This is a genomic window from Paraburkholderia sp. MPAMCS5 (assembly GCF_036016995.1).
Lineage (GTDB): Bacteria > Pseudomonadota > Gammaproteobacteria > Burkholderiales > Burkholderiaceae > Paraburkholderia.
This window is the reverse complement of sequence record NZ_JAYXBK010000020.1, coordinates 56,251-74,433: the sequence shown is the minus strand read 5'-3', so window position 1 is coordinate 74,433 and position 18,183 is coordinate 56,251. Positions and strand designations below refer to the sequence as shown.

The 18,183-nt window shown below is 62.5% G+C and carries 15 protein-coding genes; 7 read left to right on the top strand and 8 right to left on the bottom strand.

Annotated features, from left to right (window positions below; all coding sequences use genetic code 11):
* Positions 1-15 precede the first annotated feature (15 nt).
* The 6 genes from VOM14_RS28650 (at position 16) to VOM14_RS28625 (ending at position 5,592) form a co-directional block, all read left to right on the top strand.
* Positions 16-1,872 (top strand): ATPase, T2SS/T4P/T4SS family, encoded by a 1,857-nt coding sequence (locus VOM14_RS28650; protein ID WP_327632088.1) that lies wholly within the window; start codon positions 16-18, stop codon positions 1,870-1,872.
* Positions 1,873-1,882: 10 nt separating this feature from the next.
* Complete coding sequence (locus tag VOM14_RS28645) at positions 1,883-2,737, top strand: type II secretion system F family protein (RefSeq protein ID WP_327632087.1); 855 nt, start codon at positions 1,883-1,885, stop codon at positions 2,735-2,737.
* 2 nt (positions 2,738-2,739) lie between these two features.
* The gene (locus VOM14_RS28640) at positions 2,740-3,621 is read left to right on the top strand and encodes a type II secretion system F family protein (protein WP_327632086.1); all 882 of its coding nucleotides are present in this window, start codon (positions 2,740-2,742) and stop codon (positions 3,619-3,621) included.
* The gene (locus VOM14_RS28635) at positions 3,618-3,968 is read left to right on the top strand and encodes a DUF192 domain-containing protein (RefSeq protein ID WP_327632085.1); all 351 of its coding nucleotides are present in this window, start codon (positions 3,618-3,620) and stop codon (positions 3,966-3,968) included. The genes VOM14_RS28640 and VOM14_RS28635 overlap by 4 nt, the downstream gene beginning before the upstream one ends.
* Before the next feature lie 89 nt (positions 3,969-4,057).
* Entirely contained in the window at positions 4,058-4,801 is a 744-nt protein-coding gene (locus tag VOM14_RS28630) for a TadE family protein (protein WP_327632106.1), read from the top strand.
* A 167-nt stretch (positions 4,802-4,968) separates the two neighbouring features.
* A complete protein-coding gene (locus VOM14_RS28625; protein WP_327632084.1) occupies positions 4,969-5,592 on the top strand; it encodes a lytic transglycosylase domain-containing protein in 624 nt (207 codons plus the stop codon).
* A gap of 14 nt (positions 5,593-5,606) precedes the next feature.
* Here VOM14_RS28625 and VOM14_RS28620 read toward each other — a convergent pair whose 3' ends face one another.
* The 7 genes from VOM14_RS28620 to VOM14_RS28590 all read right to left on the bottom strand — a co-directional run bounded on the left by VOM14_RS28620 (position 5,607) and on the right by VOM14_RS28590 (position 12,493).
* Positions 5,607-5,996 carry an Hpt domain-containing protein gene (locus VOM14_RS28620; protein WP_327632083.1) on the bottom strand — a complete coding sequence of 130 codons (390 nt, stop codon included), beginning with the start codon at positions 5,994-5,996 and terminating at the stop codon, positions 5,607-5,609.
* A 7-nt stretch (positions 5,997-6,003) separates the two neighbouring features.
* Positions 6,004-6,645 carry a response regulator transcription factor gene (locus VOM14_RS28615; RefSeq protein WP_327632082.1) on the bottom strand — a complete coding sequence of 214 codons (642 nt, stop codon included), beginning with the start codon at positions 6,643-6,645 and terminating at the stop codon, positions 6,004-6,006.
* A 107-nt stretch (positions 6,646-6,752) separates the two neighbouring features.
* Complete coding sequence (locus tag VOM14_RS28610) at positions 6,753-7,814, bottom strand: OmpA family protein (protein WP_442955597.1); 1,062 nt, start codon at positions 7,812-7,814, stop codon at positions 6,753-6,755.
* A gap of 151 nt (positions 7,815-7,965) precedes the next feature.
* Positions 7,966-8,805 carry an ABC transporter permease gene (locus tag VOM14_RS28605; RefSeq protein WP_327632080.1) on the bottom strand — a complete coding sequence of 280 codons (840 nt, stop codon included), beginning with the start codon at positions 8,803-8,805 and terminating at the stop codon, positions 7,966-7,968.
* 15 nt (positions 8,806-8,820) lie between these two features.
* Positions 8,821-10,098 carry an ABC transporter permease gene (locus VOM14_RS28600; RefSeq protein ID WP_327632079.1) on the bottom strand — a complete coding sequence of 426 codons (1,278 nt, stop codon included), beginning with the start codon at positions 10,096-10,098 and terminating at the stop codon, positions 8,821-8,823.
* 90 nt (positions 10,099-10,188) lie between these two features.
* Positions 10,189-11,244 carry an ABC transporter substrate-binding protein gene (locus tag VOM14_RS28595; RefSeq protein ID WP_327632078.1) on the bottom strand — a complete coding sequence of 352 codons (1,056 nt, stop codon included), beginning with the start codon at positions 11,242-11,244 and terminating at the stop codon, positions 10,189-10,191.
* 142 nt (positions 11,245-11,386) lie between these two features.
* Entirely contained in the window at positions 11,387-12,493 is a 1,107-nt protein-coding gene (locus VOM14_RS28590) for an ABC transporter ATP-binding protein (RefSeq protein ID WP_327632077.1), read from the bottom strand.
* 130 nt (positions 12,494-12,623) lie between these two features.
* Here VOM14_RS28590 and pdxR point away from each other — a divergent pair, with 130 nt between their 5' ends.
* A complete protein-coding gene (pdxR, locus tag VOM14_RS28585) occupies positions 12,624-14,171 on the top strand; it encodes a MocR-like pyridoxine biosynthesis transcription factor PdxR (RefSeq protein ID WP_327632076.1) in 1,548 nt (515 codons plus the stop codon).
* A gap of 25 nt (positions 14,172-14,196) precedes the next feature.
* Here the strand turns inward: pdxR and VOM14_RS28580 are convergent, their stop codons facing one another.
* Positions 14,197-18,006: a DUF748 domain-containing protein gene (locus VOM14_RS28580; RefSeq protein WP_327632075.1), complete on the bottom strand. Its 3,810-nt coding sequence runs from the start codon at positions 18,004-18,006 to the stop codon at positions 14,197-14,199.
* Positions 18,007-18,183: the final 177 nt, after the last annotated feature.

The following is an 18,183-nucleotide window of genomic DNA, read 5'->3' as shown; positions in this document are numbered from 1 at the left end:
CACGCGGAGAACCTCATGCTCAATCTTCAAGTACATACGCGCAACGCACCCATGCGCGCGCTGCAAATCGAACACGGCTGCACGATCGGCAAGGACGCAAGCTGCGACATCAACGTCAAGGGACTCCTGATAGGCAAGCTTCAGGCGCGCATCGCGCGCGAGAACAACGCCTATTACATCGAGGACCAGGGCGGTATCGCGGCAACGCTCGTCAACGGTTCGCCGATCACGCGCTACGGTCCGCTGACCGAGGCGGATCAGATCGAGATCGGCATGACGACGATCAGGATCATTCGCGGAACCACCGCAGCCGCAGCACACCAACCGGGGCACGCGGAACAGCACGCGCCATCCGCGACGCCGAAAGCCGTCTCGCCGGCCGAACCCCGAGCGCAAGCAAGCGTGGCGCCCTCGTCGATAAGCACCGCGCCCGCGCCGGCTCTGGATCAACACGCAACAGCCGAAGCCGCCAATCGGCCCATCGCTGTCCGTCACGCGGTAGCCGAACCGCAACCGGCGGCCGCCGCCCCGCTGCGCGCGCCCTCCGCGTCAGTGAAAGAAACGGCTGCCGCCGCGTTGCCCGTCGCGCCGATCAATAGCCCGCTCGGCATCGAGCTGCGCAAGCAGGCTCACATGAAAGTGATCGCCGCGCTGGATCTGCGTCGGCTGAACGTCGCGCGAATGGAAGAAGACGAGTTGCGCAAGACGGTCAGCGCCGCGCTCGACGACATTCTCAATCACGACCCCATGTTTCGCACCCCGGACATCTCGATGGAGGTGCTGAAGAAAAGCGTGTTCGACGAAATCATCGGGCTCGGGCCGCTCGAAGAACTGATCGCGGACCCGACCGTGTCCGAAATCATGGTCAATTGCCATAACGAGATTTTCATCGAGCAACGCGGACAATTGACCCGCTCGCCGGTCATCTTCACCGACGACCGCGCGGTGATCGGCGCAATCGAACGAATCGTCGCGCCGATCGGCCGCCGCATCGACGAAAGCTCGCCGATGGTCGACGCGCGTCTCGCCGATGGCTCGCGCGTCAACGCGGTGATTCCGCCGCTCGCGCTCAAAGGCCCGAGCATCACGATTCGAAAGTTCTCAAAGCGCAAGCTGGTCGGCGAAGACCTGATCCGGTTCGGCACGCTGTCGCCGCAAATGCTGGAATTCCTGCACACCGCGGTCAAGCAGGGCGCCAACATCATCATTTCCGGCGGCACGGGCTCGGGTAAGACCACGCTGCTCAATGTGCTGTCGAGCTATATCCCCGACGACGAGCGTATCGTCACCGTCGAAGATGCCGCGGAGCTGCAACTGTCGCAGCCGAACCTCGTTTCGCTCGAAGCGCGCCCTGCCAATATGGAGGGCAAGGGCGCGGTCCACATCCGCGATCTGGTGAAGAACTGCTTGCGAATGCGCCCGGACCGGATCGTGATTGGCGAGTGCCGCGGCGGCGAGGCGCTGGACATGTTGCAGGCCATGAACACCGGCCACGACGGCTCGCTGACCACTGCCCACGCGAACACGCCGCGCGACTGTATCGCGCGTCTCGAAGTGATGACCTTGATGGCCGGTCTGGACCTGCCGGTGCAGGCTATTCGCGAACAGATCTGCTCGGCGGTCGACATCATCGTGCAACAGTCGCGTTTTTCGTGCGGCTCGCGCCGCGTCACGCATGTCACCGAAGTGAGCGGCATGGAATCCGGCGTCATCACGCTGCAAGACGTGTTCGTGTTCAAGGAAGAGGGCTTTAGCGAACAGGGCAAGATTCAGGGCAAGTTCGTGCCCACTGCCTATATTCCCGACTTCTACCAGGAACTGATCCGTCGGCGTATTCCCGTCAATACCGACATCTTTACGCGCCCGGAATAAGAGGTCGACCATGAGCCTGCCAATTATTCTCGCGCTGGCGTTTTGCGGCTGCCTGTTTCTGATCTTCCTCGTCTCGCGCATGGGCACGTCCACGCTGCGAGCCAGTTCGCGGCAAATGGCCGGGGAAATCGAGTCGTCTCTCGCGGACGCGTTCGTGTTCGTGTTCGTGAATCAGCAGAAAGCCGCTGCCTGGAGCATGCTGGTCATTGTCGGCTTGCCGCTCATCGTCTTCGTGCTGAGTCGCAGCATTTTTCTCGCGGTGGCGTCCGTTCCGATCGCCATGATGTTGCCGCGCAAGTACTTCAAGCGCATGCGCGCCAAGCGCATTGAAGCGATCGAACAGCAATTGCCCGACGCGCTCCTCATGATGTCCGGCGCGCTGCGCGCGGGCGCCAGTTTTCCAACGGCGCTCGAAGCCGTGGTGCACGAGAGCGCGCCGCCCATCTCGCAGGAATTCGATCTGCTGATGCGGGAAATCCGCTTGGGCATCGACCTCGACATCGCCATGCGCAACGTCGAAAGGCGCATTCCGATTCCCGACTTTCTGATGATGACAGCGGCGGTGACCATCGCGCGTGAAGTGGGCGGCAATCTCGCCGAGGCGCTGGAGTCGGTCGCGCGCACGCTGCGCGAAAAGCTGACCATGGAAGGCAAGATCAAGGCGCTCACGTCGCAAGGACGCATGCAAGGCATCGTGATGACCTGCCTGCCGCTGTTCCTGATGCTGGTACTGCGCTTCATGGAACCGAAGGCCATGGCGCCGCTTTTCACTCAGCCGGTCGGCTGGGGCACGCTGGCGGTGATTGGCGTGATGGAGCTTCTCGGCTATTTCTCAATTTCGAAGATCACCCACATCGACGTCTGATCATGCTGCTATTCATCGCTCTCGCCGTCAGCATCGGGCTGGTCGTCATCGCCGGCATCGGCTATATGTCGATCAGCGGCCTGGCTGGCGCCGTGCCGGCGGAAGACCGCACTTTCCTCGACCCGCTGCCGAAGTCGCTGCGTCCGTTGTGGCCGCTCGTCAATTTCGTGGTTCATCATTTCGGCTCACGTTTCGGCAGAAAGCTGGTTGAGAAGACCGAACTGCAATTGCGACTCACGTCGCTCACTTTCCTGTTGAACGCGCATCAGTTCATCGCACTGTCGATCATCGGTGCGGTCATCGCTTCGCTTTTCGCGCTGCTGGCGATGCTGGTGCTCGGCCTCTTCTCCCTGCTGGTTCTGTTCGGCGCAGCCCTGCTCGGCTATTTTTATCCGCGCATCTGGACGCGCGACGTGCGGCGTCGCCGAATCGCGCGAATTCTCAAGCATCTGTCGATCTATCTCGACTTCCTGACGCTTGCGGTGGAAGCCGGCCTGAATATCAACGGCGCCCTTCAGAAGGCCGTGGAAAAAGGCCCGGAAGGGCCGTTGCGCTGGGAGCTCGAACATGTGCTGCGCGACCTGAAGTCGGGGCTGAACCGCACGGAAGCGCTGCGCCGTCTGGATGACCGTTTGCGCATCAAGGAAGTCACGAACTTCGTCGGCGCGGTCGTGCAGGCGGAACGCATGGGTTCCGGTCTTGCGAAATCACTGCGTTTTCAATCCGAGCAGCGTCGTTCGGAACGTTTCCAGCGCGCGGAGAAACAGGCCATGGAAGCCCCGGTGAAACTGGTGTTTCCTCTGCTCGTGTTCATTTTCCCGATTACCTTCATCGTGCTGGGATTCCCAATCGTCATGAAGTTCATGCAGGAGGGTTTCCTGTGAAATTCGCCCGTCTTAAGGTGCGCGGCCAGGATGCGGGCATCGAAGTGTCGATCACGCAAACCATGCGCGAACGAATGCGCGGCCTGCTCGGCCGCGACTCGCTATCGTCCGGTGAAGCGATGCTGCTGGAGCGTTGCGGCTCAGTGCACACGTTCGGCATGCGCTTTGACATCGACGTGCTGTTTCTCGACGGGCACCAACGCGTCGTGGCGATTCATCACGAGGTGAAGAAGCGCCGTCTGCTGTTCAACATGCGTGCAACCCAGACGCTTGAGATGCCGGCCGGCGCGACGCGCAAGCACGGACTCGCGGTAGGCGATTCCTTTGTTTTCGAGGCGACGTCGTGAACTTTCCATCTTTCGGGTCAAAGAAATCGCGCTCCCACCAGGCCGGTGTGAATCGCAGCGGGCGCAAGCGCAAGCAGTCGGGTCAGTCGATGGCGGAATTCATCGTCATCGCGCCGCTCTTGCTGTTCGTCTGCTTCGGCACGCTGCAGTTCGTGCTGCTCTATCAGGCAAAGTCGACGCTGGATGTCGCGGTGCTCGAAGCCGCGCGCGAAGGCGCCGTCAATCACGGTTCGATGCAAGCCATGCGCTCGGGTCTCGCACGCGGCCTCGCGCCCATTTACGCGCGCGAGGCCACCGCCGCAGGCGCCGCCGCCGCGCTGACGAAGGCCCAGGCCGACGCGAACAGTCTCAGCATCATTACGGTACTCAACCCGACGAGCGCCGCCGTACGCGACTATGCGCGGCCTCGCTACTATCCGGAAGAGGCCGCAACCTACACCGAGATTCCAAACGACTCGCTGATGTACCGCGATTCCTCGATAGCCGCGAGCGCATCGTCGCGAATGAATATTCAGGACGCCAACATCCTGAAGATACATGTGCACTACTGCTACAACATGTATGTGCCGCTGGCCAACAAGGTGATCTACTACGCGGCCAACATCATCGGCCCCATCGGCACGGGCGGGATTTTGACGCGCGAGCCGGCGAGGCCCGACCTCGATCCGTATGGCTTTCCGCAAAACGGCGACGCGCTGTGCAAGATCAAACTTGCGGATGGCATCAAGACAGGCCACTGGCCAATTTCGCTCGATTCGGAAGCGATCGTACGCATGCAATCGCCGCTCAGAGAATCCGCGTTGAACGATTCGCCGAATCCGACAGGCGATTGATGCCGCGCCGGGTCCAAGACAGACAGCGGACAAGCGAACCGCTGCGACGCTTCATGCTCGTCGCTACCGCCGCGTATGCAGCGTGTTTGCCACTTTGCACACACGCCGCAGGCGTCAATGCGGCGCGCGAACGCTCTACATCCGGCGTCGTGATGATGGTCGGCGGAATGGCAAACGACACAGAAGCGGTCGCGCCGGCGGCGCTCATCGCCGCGCCTGACGATGCACGCAGCCGGCAATCCGTCGTGATCCAACCTGGAAGCGGAGCCTCGACTGACGCGATACGGCAACCGTCGGAGGCGGTCGCCGCACGCGTGATGGCGCTCTCGCCGATCATCAATGAAGCCGCACGCATCGCCGATGTCGACAGCGCGCTTCTCATGGCGGTGGTCGACGTCGAATCTGGAGGCAATCCCCAAGCCATATCGCCCAAGGGCGCAAGCGGACTCATGCAATTGATGCCTGGCACCGGCGCAAGGCACGGCGCGTCGAATCTGCTGGACGCACGCCAGAATGTCTCAGCGGGCGCTCGCTATCTGAAAGAACTTATCCGGCAATTCGGCGATCTGCCGCTCGTGCTCGCGGCCTATAACGCAGGCGAAGGCGCCGTGCAAAAGTATGGCGGCCAGATTCCGCCTTATGCAGAGACGATGAGCTATGTGCCCAAGGTCATGGCCCGATACAAGTGGTATGGGAGCGTGGCGCCTTCAACCGTCACGGCATTGCGGGAGCAAGCGTCTGACAGCGCTGATGGACGCTTTTTCCTGGTCGGCTCAAGCGTCAGGAACTGACGACCGCCACGCGCTCACCGCGCGGCGCCAACGGTGAACTGGAGCGCGGCTTCAATGGATGTATCGAGAAGTGTGAGCGCGTCGGCTACGCGTGGCATAAGTGCCGTTGCAAGTTCGCTGTTCCGCTCGCGCGCGGCGGCTTCCAGTTGCGTCAACAAGGTAAGCAACGCATGGCAGTCGAGCATGCGAGCCGACCCGGCAATGCGATGCGCGGCGCTGCTCACGGGCTCCCAGAACGCCGCCTCGGCGTTCTCACGCAGCGATGCGAGCGTCGTCCGGTTGGTTTCGGCAATCAGTTCGAGCAGGCGTTGGATGGCGCGTTCGTCATCGCCCACCAGTTCGATGGCTTTCGCTCGCAACTGAGAAAAATCGGCACAAGTTAGGGCGTGTGTCACTTCAGGCATGCCTCGCTCACTGCGCCGAAGCGATCCGGCAGCGCCGTGCGAGATCGATCAATTCGACGAGCGACTTCACACCCAGCTTGTGCATGATGCGGGTCTTGTGGCTGCTCACCGTCTTGTTGCTGATAAAGAGCGCGTCGCCGATTGACTTGTTCGACATGCCTTTCGAAAGCATCTGCAAGATGACGAGTTCCTTGTCGGAAAGCAGCATGATCCGCCCCTCGTCGCCGCTCGGCCCGGTTCCTGGCGCAATGCTCGCGCCGTTGGGTGCGACCGGAAAAACCGTATAGCCCGCGAGCACGGCTTCGACCCCACGCATGATCTCCTTCATTTCCTGCGACTTGCCGACGAAACCGTGCACGCCCGAGCGCATCGCGCGCGGCGCGAACGTGGCCGGATCGTGGCCCGACAGCACCATCACGCGAATCGGCGGATGCGCGAGTTTGAGACGCGGAATGACATCGAGTCCGCTAATACGTGGAATGTCGAGATCGAGAATGGCAAGGTCCGGCTTGCATTGCCGGGCCAGTTCGACGGCGGTCTGGCCGTTGTCCGCCTCGATCACTTCTTCGACACTCAGCAACTGCGTGAGCTGCAACTTGACGATCATCCGGAATGCAGGGTGGTCGTCGATAATCAGAATGGTCGACATGTACTGTATTTCTCCAGAAAAACTCCGTTGTCGATAAATGGCGCCTCACGCGCCGTACGCCGCTCTCGTCTGCTTTTGACGGCGTACGTTCGCGATACGAAAGCGCCTCAGGAAGCGGCGGCCACCAGCTCGATCTCCACGCGGCGGTTCGGCGCAAGGCATCGCACCAGTTCGTCGCGCTTCGATTGCCGGCAGTCAGCCAGTGGATTTGCACTGCCGCCGCCGCGAATTGCGATTGGCAACGTGACTCCGCGAGTGCGCAGATAGCTCGCCACCGTTCGTGCACGTTGCAAAGACAGGGCCTGGTTATGTGCATTGCCGCCAAGGCGGTCGGTGTATCCGGTGACTTTCAGCTCGCGAATGGTGGGGTTCGCCTTCAGGCCGCTGGCTACCGCATCCAGTTGGCCTCTGCCGACCGGCAGCATGGCTGCGTCACTGCCGCCATCGAAACGGAACAGAGAGTCGGCGCGCAGCGTGACGGTTCGGGACGGCTTGCCGCTCGACGCCGCCGCATTGGCCTGCGTGGCCTGCTTGCATTGCAATGTCAGTTCAGCCGACTTACGCAAGTTCTCCTGAACGTCCGGCAGCTTGGCTTCGGCATTGGAGAAGCTGCGCTTCCATGCGTCGTGGCCGGCTTGCATGAGTTCGACTTCGGCACATGCGAGCGGCGGCTGCGCCTCCCGGCACGAAGCAATGGCGGAATCGGACTTGATGGTATTGACGATCTTCCAGAGATCGGGGCGCACCGTGGACACCGTGCGCAACGCCGGGTTAGCAGCGGATGGCGGTTTGCCGCTTTCGAGGCTCATGGTAATTGCGGCCACCTGACCAATGGCCTCCTCCACGAACCCCCAATGGTCGCCGGCTTGCCGCGCCTGTTGTGCGGCGTTGATCCAGCATTGCGCTTTCGCGCGGAAATAGCTGTTCTGCTCCGGCGGCATGCGATCGAGCCGCGCTTGCAACGACTGAAGCGCAGCCCCACCGCTCACAACGGGCGCGTAGGTATTGACCCATTGCGGATTGGCGGCGCCTGCCGCCTCGTCTTGCGAGGCGCCAAGGCCGGATTTGAGCAACGTGGAGTCTTCAATACCGAGACGCGCGCGCGCGGCGTGGTCCGCGCAAGCGGTTAGTGTGACCACGCACACAAGCACGGATAGCGGTAGCTTCATTTGTTTTCTGCGTCATACGCATCTTTTTATCGAGAGACAAAAGTATGACGAGACACGGAAGCCCGCGGAATGGGAAAATTCTTAGAAGGTAGTCAGCACTTGTTGAGGGCCAGGCTCGTTGACTGCGTGCGTGATAGCGGTCGTCGCGCGCTCACGCCCTGATCGCGCGCGCCGCATTGCGGCCTCGCAACCATTCGAGCGCGAGCAATAGACACGTGGAAAAAACAATCAGGATCGTGGCAAGCGCCGCAATCGTCGGACTGATGTTCTCGCGAATACCCGTGAACATCTGTCGCGGCAGCGTGGTCTGATCCGCGCCCGCGAGAAACAGCGTCACCACGACTTCATCGAACGAAGTGGCGAACGCGAACAGCGCGCCCGAAATCACGCCGGGCGCAATCACCGGCAGTGTGATGCGGAAGAACGTCTTCACCGGATTCGCACCGAGCGACAGGCTCGCGCGCACCAGGTTGTAGTTGAAGCCCTGCAAGGTCGCGGCCACGGTCGTCACGACAAAGGGCACGCCAAGCGATGCATGCGCGAGAATCAGGCCGATGTAGGTATTGGCGAGGCCGAGCGGCGCGAAAAACAGATACATGCCGACGCCGACCACCACCACCGGGACGATCATCGGCGAAATGAGGATCGCCATGAGCAGCGCCTTGCCGCGGAAATTCGCCTTGGTGAGCCCAATCGCCGCGAGCGTGCCGAGCACCGTCGCAACCACCGTCGCCGAGGGCGCCACGATAAAGCTATTCTTAGCCGCCATGCGCCACTCATCGGACGCAATCAGATTTTGATACCAGCGCAGCGACCAGCCAGGAATCGGATACACCAGAAACGTACTCGACGAAAACGACAGCGGCACGATGGCCAGCACGGGCAAGATCAGGTACAGCAGCGTGAGCACGGCCAGCGCGCGCAACGCGAAATACCACACGCGCTCCACGAAGGACGTATGCGGCGCGAACAGAGGCTTGGCAAGTTTCATGTCGATAGGCTCCGTTCAGCCGAGGCTCAGCGACGAGCGCGTGAAGCGTCCGTAGATCACATACAGCACCAGCGTGGCCGCGAGCAGCAGGCCACCGAGAGCGCAAGCCATGCCCCAGTTGATCGTCACATTGGTGAAGTACGCGACGTAATAGCTGACCATCTGATCGTTCGGTCCGCCGAGCAGCGCGGGCGTGATGTAGTAGCCGATCGCCAGAATAAAAACCAGCAGCGCGCCCGCGCCGATGCCCGGATAAGTCTGCGGCACATACACGCGCCAGAACGCGGCGAACGGATGACTGCCGAGCGAGATGGCCGCGCGCTGATAGGTCGGCGGAATCGACTTCATCACGCTGTAGAGCGGCAGGATCATGAACGGCAGCAGAATGTGCGTCATCGAAATGTAGACGCCGGTTCGGTTGAACAGCAGCGCGAGCGGATCGTGCAGCAAGCCACTGCCGATCAGCGCCTTGTTCACGAGCCCTTCGCTTTGCAGAATCACGATCCACGCGGCGACGCGCACGAGGATCGACGTCCAGAACGGAATCAGCACGAGAATCATCACCAGATTCGCACGACGCTCGGACAGCGTCGAAATCCAGTACGCGAGCGGATAGCCGAGCAGCAGCGCGAACACCGTCACGGCCGCGCCGATCACGAAAGTACGGCTGAACACGGCGAGGTAGATCTGCTGATCGGGATCGGTCGCAACGATGTGGCCGAACGCGTCCTGCTTGTGATCCAGCGAGGCGAGCAGATAGAACGGCGAATATGGACTGCCGTTTTTGGCGATAGCCTGCCAGTACGCGATGTCGTTCCATCGTTCGTCGAGTTCGGCGAATTTCACGTGGAACTGCGCGGGCGTGAGTTGCAGCGGCTTGCTGTTGTCGTCGGCGAACGGCATCGCGCGCGCCGATTTGGCGACCAGCGAGCGATAACCCGGAATTTCGACGTTGAGCCGGCGCGCCAGCGCGCCCATGCCATCGCTGTCGGCGATCGCCGCGAGGTCGGTCGCCAACGCGGCGTAGGCGGCATCCGGCGGCGGCGTCTTGCGATCCCACGTGCTCAATGCGCCGAGCGTGTGCGGCAGCGCGTTCACGACTTCGGGATTCTGCGCGGCGCGCGTCAACAGCGCGCCAATCGGCACGACGAAGATCAGCAACAGAAAAATCGCGAGCGGCGCGATCAGCAGCAGCGCCATGGCGCGCTTTCTGGACTCCGCGGCCTTCAATTCGCGCTTGAGCTGGCCGGTCGAATCCGGCGTCGGATCGGCGGCGATCGTCATCGTAGTCACGGTGTTATCTCCACGCAGAAACTGTTGATCGGAGTAACGCGCTTTAAGCCTTAACTATCCACGCAAAGCCGTTACCCCGATCCCATCAACTTACTTCGAAGCCCACGACGAAAACCGCTGCTCCAGCTCATCGCCGTGATCCGTCCAGAACGACAGGTTCTGCAGCACCGCGTTCTTGCCGTTGGCCGGCGAATTCGGCAGATCGGCGAGCGTCTTCGCGTCGAGCGACTTGATCGCCGTCGCGTTCACCGGGCCATACGCGATGTGGTGCGCGTAGTCCTGCTGCGGCTTCGGGCTCAGCGTATAGGCGATGTACTGCTCAGCCAGCGACTTGTTCGGCGAGCCCTTCGGAATCGCCCAGTAGTCGAGGTCGTAAATGCTGCCGTTCCACACGACCTTCAGGTTCTTGCCTTCGCGCTGCGCGGCGTCGATGCGGCCGTTATACGCCGTGGACATCACCACGTCGCCCGCCACCAGGAATTGCGGCGGCTGGGCGCCCGCTTCCCACCACTGGATGTTCGGCTTCAGCTCGTCGAGCTTCTTGAACGCGCGGTCCTGGCCTTGCTTCGTCGCGAGCACCTTGTAGACATCTTTCGGCGCGACGCCGTCCGCCATCAGCGCGAACTCGAGGTTGTAGCGCGCGCCCTTGCGCATCGCCCGCTTGCCGGGGATTTTCTTCACATCCCAGAAGTCGGCCCAGCCGGACGGCGCGGTCTTCAGCTTGTCGGCGTTATACGCGAGCGCCGTCGACCACACAAAGAAGCCGACGCCACAAGTCTGCGGCGCTTCGGGAATCAGGTCCGACTTCTTGCCGATCTTCGACCAGTCGAGCTTTTCATACAGACCCTCATCGCAGCCTCGGCCGATGTCGCCCGACTCCACTTCCACCACGTCCCAGTTCACATGTTTGGCTTCGACCATCGCTTTGACCTTGGCCTGTTCACCGTTGTATTCGACGGCCGTCACCTTGTTGCCGGTCTTCGACTCGAACGGCTGGTTGAACGCGGCCTTTTGCGCGTCGCCGTTCGCCCCGCCGAAATTCACGACCGTCAACTCGGCTGCATTGACCTGCGCGGCGCCCAGCGCGAGCGCCACGGCACCGACAGCGACGGCGACGGCACAGCGCGATTTCCCGATCTTGCTCATGGTGTGTTGCTCCTCTTGGGTGGTTTTTTCAGGCTCATCAAGAAAACGCAGGGCCGCACAGATTTGGGGCTGCGTTGTTATGTGCTGCTGACTGCTCTGCTGCGTGAAACGATGTGCGCGACGATGCGCGCGTCGGGCACGCTCACGCCCCCGCGAAGACCCGCAGATGCTCCGGCGCGAACTCCAGCGCGACGGGTGCGCCCGGCGCGAAGGCGTCGAGTGCGTCTGTGCCGAGCGGCACCTTGACGAAGCACTCGTCCTGTTGCGGCAGACCGCAGCGCATGCGCACGTGATCGCCGAAATAGATGAGTCCGCGCGCTTCGCCGCTCAACGCATTGGCGCCGGGCCGCGCCGCACCGTTGCCGTGAGCGGCGAGCTGCATGCGTTCGGGCCGGATGCACGCGATGGCCGTCGTCCCCGCCCGCGCGCCGCCGATATTGCGGCCGGTGAGCCGCGTGCCATCGACGAGATGAAACTCGCAATACTCGCCGTCCACATTCGCGATCGTGCCGCGCAGCTTGTTGCTGTCGCCGATGAAGTTCGCGACGAACTCGTTGCACGGCGATTCGTACAGACGATCCACGGTATCGAGCTGCTGCACGATGCCTTTGTCGAACACCGCGACGCGATCCGACATGGTCAACGCCTCGCCCTGATCGTGCGTGACATAAACGAAGGTCACGCCAAGCTTCTCGTGCAACGACTTCAATTCGTACTGCATGTGTTCGCGCAGCTGCTTGTCGAGCGCGCCGAGCGGTTCGTCCATCAGTACGAGTTTGGGCTCGAACACGAGCGCCCGGGCGAGCGCGATGCGCTGCTGCTGCCCGCCGGAAAGCTGCGCCGGATAGCGCTTCGCGAAGCTCTCCATGCGCACCATCTTCAGCGCGTTATGGGTGCGATGCGCGCGCTCTTCCGCGGAAAGCTTGCGCACAGTGAGCGGATAGGCGACGTTCTGTTCGACCGTCAGATGCGGAAACAGCGCGTAGTTCTGAAACACCATGCCGATGTTTCGCTTGTGCGGCGGCACGGTATTGAGCAGCGTGCCGTCGAGCCATATTTCGCCGCCGGTAGGAAATTCGAAGCCCGCGAGCATCATCAGACACGTGGTTTTGCCGGAACCCGACGGCCCGAGCAACGTCAGGAATTCGCCCTGATAGATGTCCAGATCGAGTTGTTTGACGACCAGCGTTTCGCCGTCGTACGTCTTGCGCACACCTCGAAAGCTGACGATCACTTCATCTGTTTTCATCGCCGATGTCTCCTCTGCGGTCCGGCCGGCTGCGCCTCTCACACGGCGCGCGCGTATCCCATGCGTGGCCCACTATAGACCGTTACGGTTCTACAATATGGAACCATTTCATTATTCCGGATAGAACCACTTGGACACGATCATCTTGTCGGACTGGCTCGCCGCCGGGCTTGATCGCGCGGCCGCGGAGCCGCTCTATCGGCAGACCTTGCGGCTGATGCAGCAGGCCATTCTCACCGGCCAGTTGCCGCCTGGCACCAAGCTGCCCAGTTCGCGCACGCTCGCCGAAGATCTCGGCATCGCGCGCAATACGGTGCTGCATGTGTACGACCAGTTGACCGCCGAAGGCTATGTGATTTCGACCACGGGCAGCGGCACCTATGTCGCCGACACGCAGCCGGACACCGCCGCAGTCAACGCGCGCAGACAGCCGGCGGTCGCGGCCATCGACGCTCAGGGCAAGCCGGTCGCGGCTCAGGGCAAGCCGGCCAAGCGCAATCTGGACGACCTGTCGATGCGCGGACGGCGCCTGATCGGCCAGGCCGGCGTGTCCGCTAAACAGTGGGGGGCGTTCATGCCCGGCGTGCCCGACGTCGCCGAATTTCCCGCGCGAACGTGGAGCCGCTTGCAGGCGAGGTTGTGGAAAGAAGCGAATCCGGATCTGCTCACGTATGCGCCCGGCGGCGGCTATCGTCCGTTGCGCCGCGCGTTGTCCGACTATCTGCGCGTGGCGCGCTCGGTGAACTGCACGCCCGATCAGATCATCATCACTACGGGTATTCACCAGTCGATCGATCTGGCGGTGCGCCTGTTGACCGACGTCGGCGACCGCGCGTGGGTGGAGGAGCCGTGTTATTGGGGTGCGCGCAGCGTGTTGCAGTCGTCGGGCGTCACGCTGGTGCCGGTCCCCGTGGACGACGAAGGCCTCAATCCGCGCGAGCTGGATTTGCAGCAGCCGCCGCGTCTCGCGCTCGTCACACCGTCGCATCAATATCCGCTCGGCATGGTCATGAGTCTCGCGCGCCGCCGCACGCTGCTCGAATACGCGCGCCAGCACAATGTGTGGATCATCGAAGACGATTACGACAGCGAGTTCCGCTACGGCAGCCGCCCGCTGGCGTCGCTGCAAGGACTCGACGACGCCGGTCAGGTGATCTACGTGGGCAGCCTCGGCAAGATGCTGTTTCCCGGCTTGCGCATGGGCTACATGATCGCGCCGGAGCATCTCGTCGATACGTTCCGCACGGGCGTGGCCGAGCTGTATCGCGAAGGTCAGCTGATGCAGCAGGCCGTGATGACCGACTTCATCATGGACGGCCATCTCACGTCGCATGTGCGGCGAATGCGCGCTTTATATGGCGAGCGCCGGCAGATTCTGATCGACGCGATCACCGCGCGTTTCGGCAACGAACTGCCGGTCATGGGCGACGAAGCCGGTTTGCATCTGGTGCTCGGCCTGCCCGATCATGCGGACGATCGCGCGGTGACGGCGGCGGCCTTCGACGCCGGCGTGATCGTGCGACCGCTGGCAAGCTATTACAGCAACGATCCGCCCGCGCGGCGCGGGCTGCTGCTCGGCTATGCGTGCGTGCCCAACGACAAGATCGCGCCGGCGTTCGAGACGCTGGCACGCGTGATCGAACGAACCGCGCTGAAAGCGCCGACGCGCGCGGCCTGAACGCAGCCGCCGCGCTCACCTTCGCTTACTTCAGCCCGAAATCGACTCGCGTGGTCGCGCCTTTGTCCTTGATGCCGTCGGCGTCGAGCTTCGGCGCGACGATAAAGATGCGGCTGTTGTCGATCTTGCCGTCCAGATACTGCTGCACGCTCTGCGCCCGCCGCTGCGCGAGTTGTCGCAAGGTGGCCTCGTCGATGGGCGCGTTGGCGGCGAGCGCGCTCTTCATGTCGTCCTCGGGCAAGGTCTTCGTCAGACCGACAAAATTGCGCGGCTTCTTGAAGTCCGCCGACTTATAGGCCTTGGTCAGATACTTGTCGTATTCCTTGGGATCGACGGTCACGCTCGACAGATCCACGCTCTCACCGTTGCCCACCACGTCTTTGATCTTTTGCTGCTTGACGAGGCGGTCCACATAGCGCGTGCGCAACGCGGGCTCGTCGATTTTCGGATCGACGCGCCCGATCAGGTCCATGCGGATCGACGGCTTGTCGGAGAGCGCCTTCACGATGGTGTCGAGCTTTTTGTTGTCGGCGTCGGAAAGATCCGCCGAGCCGGGCTCGAATTCGACATAGCCCAACTCTTCACCACCGCCGCCGAACGCGTTCGCGATCAGCGAGAACGGCGCGGTCACCGCCTTTTGCAGCAAATTGAGCACCGCATGCCAGATCAGGCCGCCGACGCTGAACTCCGGATTCGACAACGAGCCCGACACCGGCAGGTTCACGTCGATTTCGCCGCGCGAATTCTTCAGAAGCGAGATAGCGAGCCGCACCGGCAGCCTGGTCGCCGTGTCGTTTTCGATGTGATCGCCGAACGTGAGCTGGTCGATGAACAGATGGTTATCCGCATTCAATTGATCGTTTTCGAGCTTGTAGTGCAGATCGACGTTCAGCTTGCCCTTCGTGATCGGGTAGCCCGCATACTTCGCGGAATACGGCGTGAGGTTCGTCAGTTCGATGTCGTGCGCGCTCGCGGTCAGGTCGAGCGCCGGCTTGGCGATCAGCGGGTTCACGGTGCCACGAATCGACAGCGGACCATTGGCCGCCAGTTTTGCCGCGATGTCGACCGGCGCGGAAGTCGTCGATTGCGTGCCGAACGCGCCCACCGTGCCCTGAATGCCGACCAGGTTCGCCGTGAAGTTCGGCTTGATGAAGTTGTCGGTGTAGGTCACGCGGCCTTGCTGCAACACCAGTTGGCCAAAGTGCAGCTTGACCGGATTTTGCGGCGGCGTGGCCGCCGTCACGGTGGCCGGCGCGGCGGGGGCGGCGGACAAAGCCGGCGCAGCCGCGGAGGCCACCACGGGCGCAGGCGCAGCGACGACAGCCGACGCAGTGGGCGGCGTCAGCGGCACAGGCTCCGCGCCGTGCCTGTTCTTGTCGCGCGTGAGAGACTGCGCCGCGCCGCTTTCATGCGCGACGACATCGGTCAGATTGAGCTTGCCTTGCGCGTTGAGCAGCACGCGCCCGTAAAACTTCGTGAAAGTGACGCGCTCGGCGTCCACCGACGTGCCCCGCTCGTCGTAATCCGCTTTCAGTCTGGACAGCGCCAGCGAGCCCCAGCCCGCGAACGGGTCCGACGTCGCCTTGTCGAGCATGCGTACATCGACGAGCGCCACGTCGCCGCGATAGCTCGCCTTCAACGACTTCGCCTGGTTCACCGCGAGATCGCCGCTCGCGTTGAGCAGCGCGCTGGCAATCGCCGCGTTCAGCTTGCTGCCGAAGTACGGCTCGAAAGCCGCGGCGTCGAGCCGGTTCGCGTTCACCTTGACGGCGACCTTCAGCGGCGTCGCCGTCACGTCGCCCTTGAGGTCGAGCGTGCCCTTTTTGTTCAGCGTGGCTTGCAGTTCGACCGGCAGCGGACGGCTCAGGTCGTCGCTGATCTGCTGCACTTTGAGCTGCAGCGGCGCGATGCCGAGCTTCACCGGCTGCGGCGTGGTGTTGTCGGTGAAATTGGCCGTGGCGTCCTTCAGATTCAGCTCGCCGATCTTGTAGTGCCACGCCGGTCCTTCGGCTTGCGCTTTCCTGGCCGCGTGAATCGCGGTGCGTTGCGGCTCGGCTTCGTGCGCACCGGCCAGCGACGCAAGGTTGATGCTGCCGTCTTTCAGCCGTTGCACGTCGAGCGCGAGGCCGGTTGTATCGACGCTCGCGACATCGGCGGTACGCGCATTCAGGTCAACCTGCTTGACCTTCACGCTGCCTTGCGCGAGCGCGATCACGGGCGCCTTGTCGCCGCGCGCCGCCACTTTCAGCGACTTCAGCCCGACTTCGGACTCCGAGACCATCACGGCAGCCGGCGACTTCGACCAGTTCGCGCCGATATTCGCGGTCGCCGACAGCGCGCCGTCCGTTATCTGCGCGGTCGTCGCCGCGTCGAGATATGGCTGGAGCATCGGCAGATTCAGCGATTTGAGGTCGAGCTTCGCGCTCGCGGTTTTCGCGGCGAGACTCACGGCACCCGCCGCGCCGAGCGAACCGCCGGTCCGCTTGAAGTCGGTATTCACCGTGTAATGCGCGGGCGCGTTGGCCAGCGTGGAAAAGTCAGTCAGCGTGACCGCGAGCTTGTCGAGGCCGACATCCACGGGACGCGACGCCGCTTCGTCGCGCACGTTCACCGTGCCGTCGTTGAGTGCGAAGCGTTTGATCGAGAGATCGAGCGGCGCGGCGGCTTTTTGTGCTTCTTTTTGCGCCGCGCTCGCAGCCGACGCCGGCGCGGACGCAAGGGCCGCCGCACTCGCGGCTTCAGCCGCCGCCGGCTTTGCGCCCGAAGGCGCCGGCGCGAACATCCGCTCGACGCTCAGCACCCCGCTCTTGTCGCGCGCGAGATTCGCGCTCGGCGCGTCGATACGGATGTCGTCGAAGTGATAGATGCTTTTCAGCGGCTCAAGCGTGCGCGCGGCGACATGCACCGCGCGCGCCGCGAAAAAAGGCGCCTTGCTCGCGTCCTCTACATTCACGTCGTTCATGTCGACGGTGCCCGTCACGCGCAACGTGGGCGCGTCGTGCGACATGATGAAGTTGAGTTTCAGGTCGGTGGAGAGCTTGCCCGCCTGCACGATCACCGGCAATTTCGTCGGCACGTACGAGATGAGACGCGGCACGTCGAGCCCGTCGAAGCGCAACGATACTTCGGACTCCCGCGACGCCGCGAACGGTTTCGTCCTGCCGTCGATAGCAAGCGGACTGCCGTCGATGCGCGCGCGCAGCAACGGCTCGACGAAAATATCCGTTTTGGAAGGCAACGTGGCGATGAACGGAATGCCAAGTTTCCATTGATCGATCACGTGAGTCGCGCCGAGCAGTTTGTCGTCGAATGTGATCTGGCCGTTTTCGAGCCGAATATTCGACACGGAAAAGAGCGTCGGCTTGCTCGCGGGTTGGGCCGGCTGGCTGGCGAATTTCTCGATCAGGTCGGTGAAATTGAAGCGCTGCGCGTCGTAACGAACAATATGAAAGCGCGGTGAATCGAGCTGCACTTCGTCGATGATCGGCGCCGCGCGAAACAGCGAACTCCACGAAGCCTGCACAATAAGCCGCTCGATATCCACGAAATTGCCCGCGCCGCCGCGCTCGCCGACATGCACGCGATCGGCTTCGAGTTTCAGGGTGTAGGGATTGAGCGCGATGCGGCCTATGGTGGCAGGCCGGTCAAGCTGTTTGCTGAGCTGCTGCTCGGCAATGTGACGAATGAGTGGCGGCGCCGCGAAAAAGCCCAGCAGACCGAACAATACGATGAAGATCAGCAGACCGGTGACGACGCGCCGGGTGCGGCGCGACTGTGCGACATCGCGCACGGTCCGCATGGAAGAGGCGAGTGATGCTTTGTTGATGCTTGCCATGCTCGATTGGGGTAATGCGGCGGCAAGCCCGCCGCGAAACGAAAATTCCGCAAGCGGCAGTATAAGACGTGAATCTTTCGGCAGACACGAAATGTAAGCCGGGCTTACACAATTGCCCGCGTAGGCGGGACGCGCGTCCGTCGTTCATCTGAATGACGTGACGGATACGCGCTCGTC

Excerpts from the sequence above, each read along its gene's own strand:
- VOM14_RS28650 (WP_327632088.1), top strand. The coding sequence starts at position 16 with ATGCTCAATCTTCAAGTACATACGCGCAACGCACCCATGCGCGCGCTG.
- VOM14_RS28645 (WP_327632087.1), top strand. The coding sequence starts at position 1,883 with ATGAGCCTGCCAATTATTCTCGCGCTGGCGTTTTGCGGCTGCCTGTTT.
- VOM14_RS28640 (WP_327632086.1), top strand. The coding sequence starts at position 2,740 with ATGCTGCTATTCATCGCTCTCGCCGTCAGCATCGGGCTGGTCGTCATC.
- VOM14_RS28630 (WP_327632106.1), top strand. The coding sequence starts at position 4,058 with ATGGCGGAATTCATCGTCATCGCGCCGCTCTTGCTGTTCGTCTGCTTC.
- VOM14_RS28625 (WP_327632084.1), top strand. The coding sequence starts at position 4,969 with ATGGCAAACGACACAGAAGCGGTCGCGCCGGCGGCGCTCATCGCCGCG.
- VOM14_RS28620 (WP_327632083.1), bottom strand. The coding sequence starts at position 5,996 with ATGCCTGAAGTGACACACGCCCTAACTTGTGCCGATTTTTCTCAGTTG.
- VOM14_RS28615 (WP_327632082.1), bottom strand. The coding sequence starts at position 6,645 with ATGTCGACCATTCTGATTATCGACGACCACCCTGCATTCCGGATGATC.
- VOM14_RS28610 (WP_442955597.1), bottom strand. The coding sequence starts at position 7,814 with ATGAAGCTACCGCTATCCGTGCTTGTGTGCGTGGTCACACTAACCGCT.
- VOM14_RS28605 (WP_327632080.1), bottom strand. The coding sequence starts at position 8,805 with ATGAAACTTGCCAAGCCTCTGTTCGCGCCGCATACGTCCTTCGTGGAG.
- VOM14_RS28595 (WP_327632078.1), bottom strand. The coding sequence starts at position 11,244 with ATGAGCAAGATCGGGAAATCGCGCTGTGCCGTCGCCGTCGCTGTCGGT.
- VOM14_RS28590 (WP_327632077.1), bottom strand. The coding sequence starts at position 12,493 with ATGAAAACAGATGAAGTGATCGTCAGCTTTCGAGGTGTGCGCAAGACG.
- VOM14_RS28580 (WP_327632075.1), bottom strand. The coding sequence starts at position 18,006 with ATGGCAAGCATCAACAAAGCATCACTCGCCTCTTCCATGCGGACCGTG.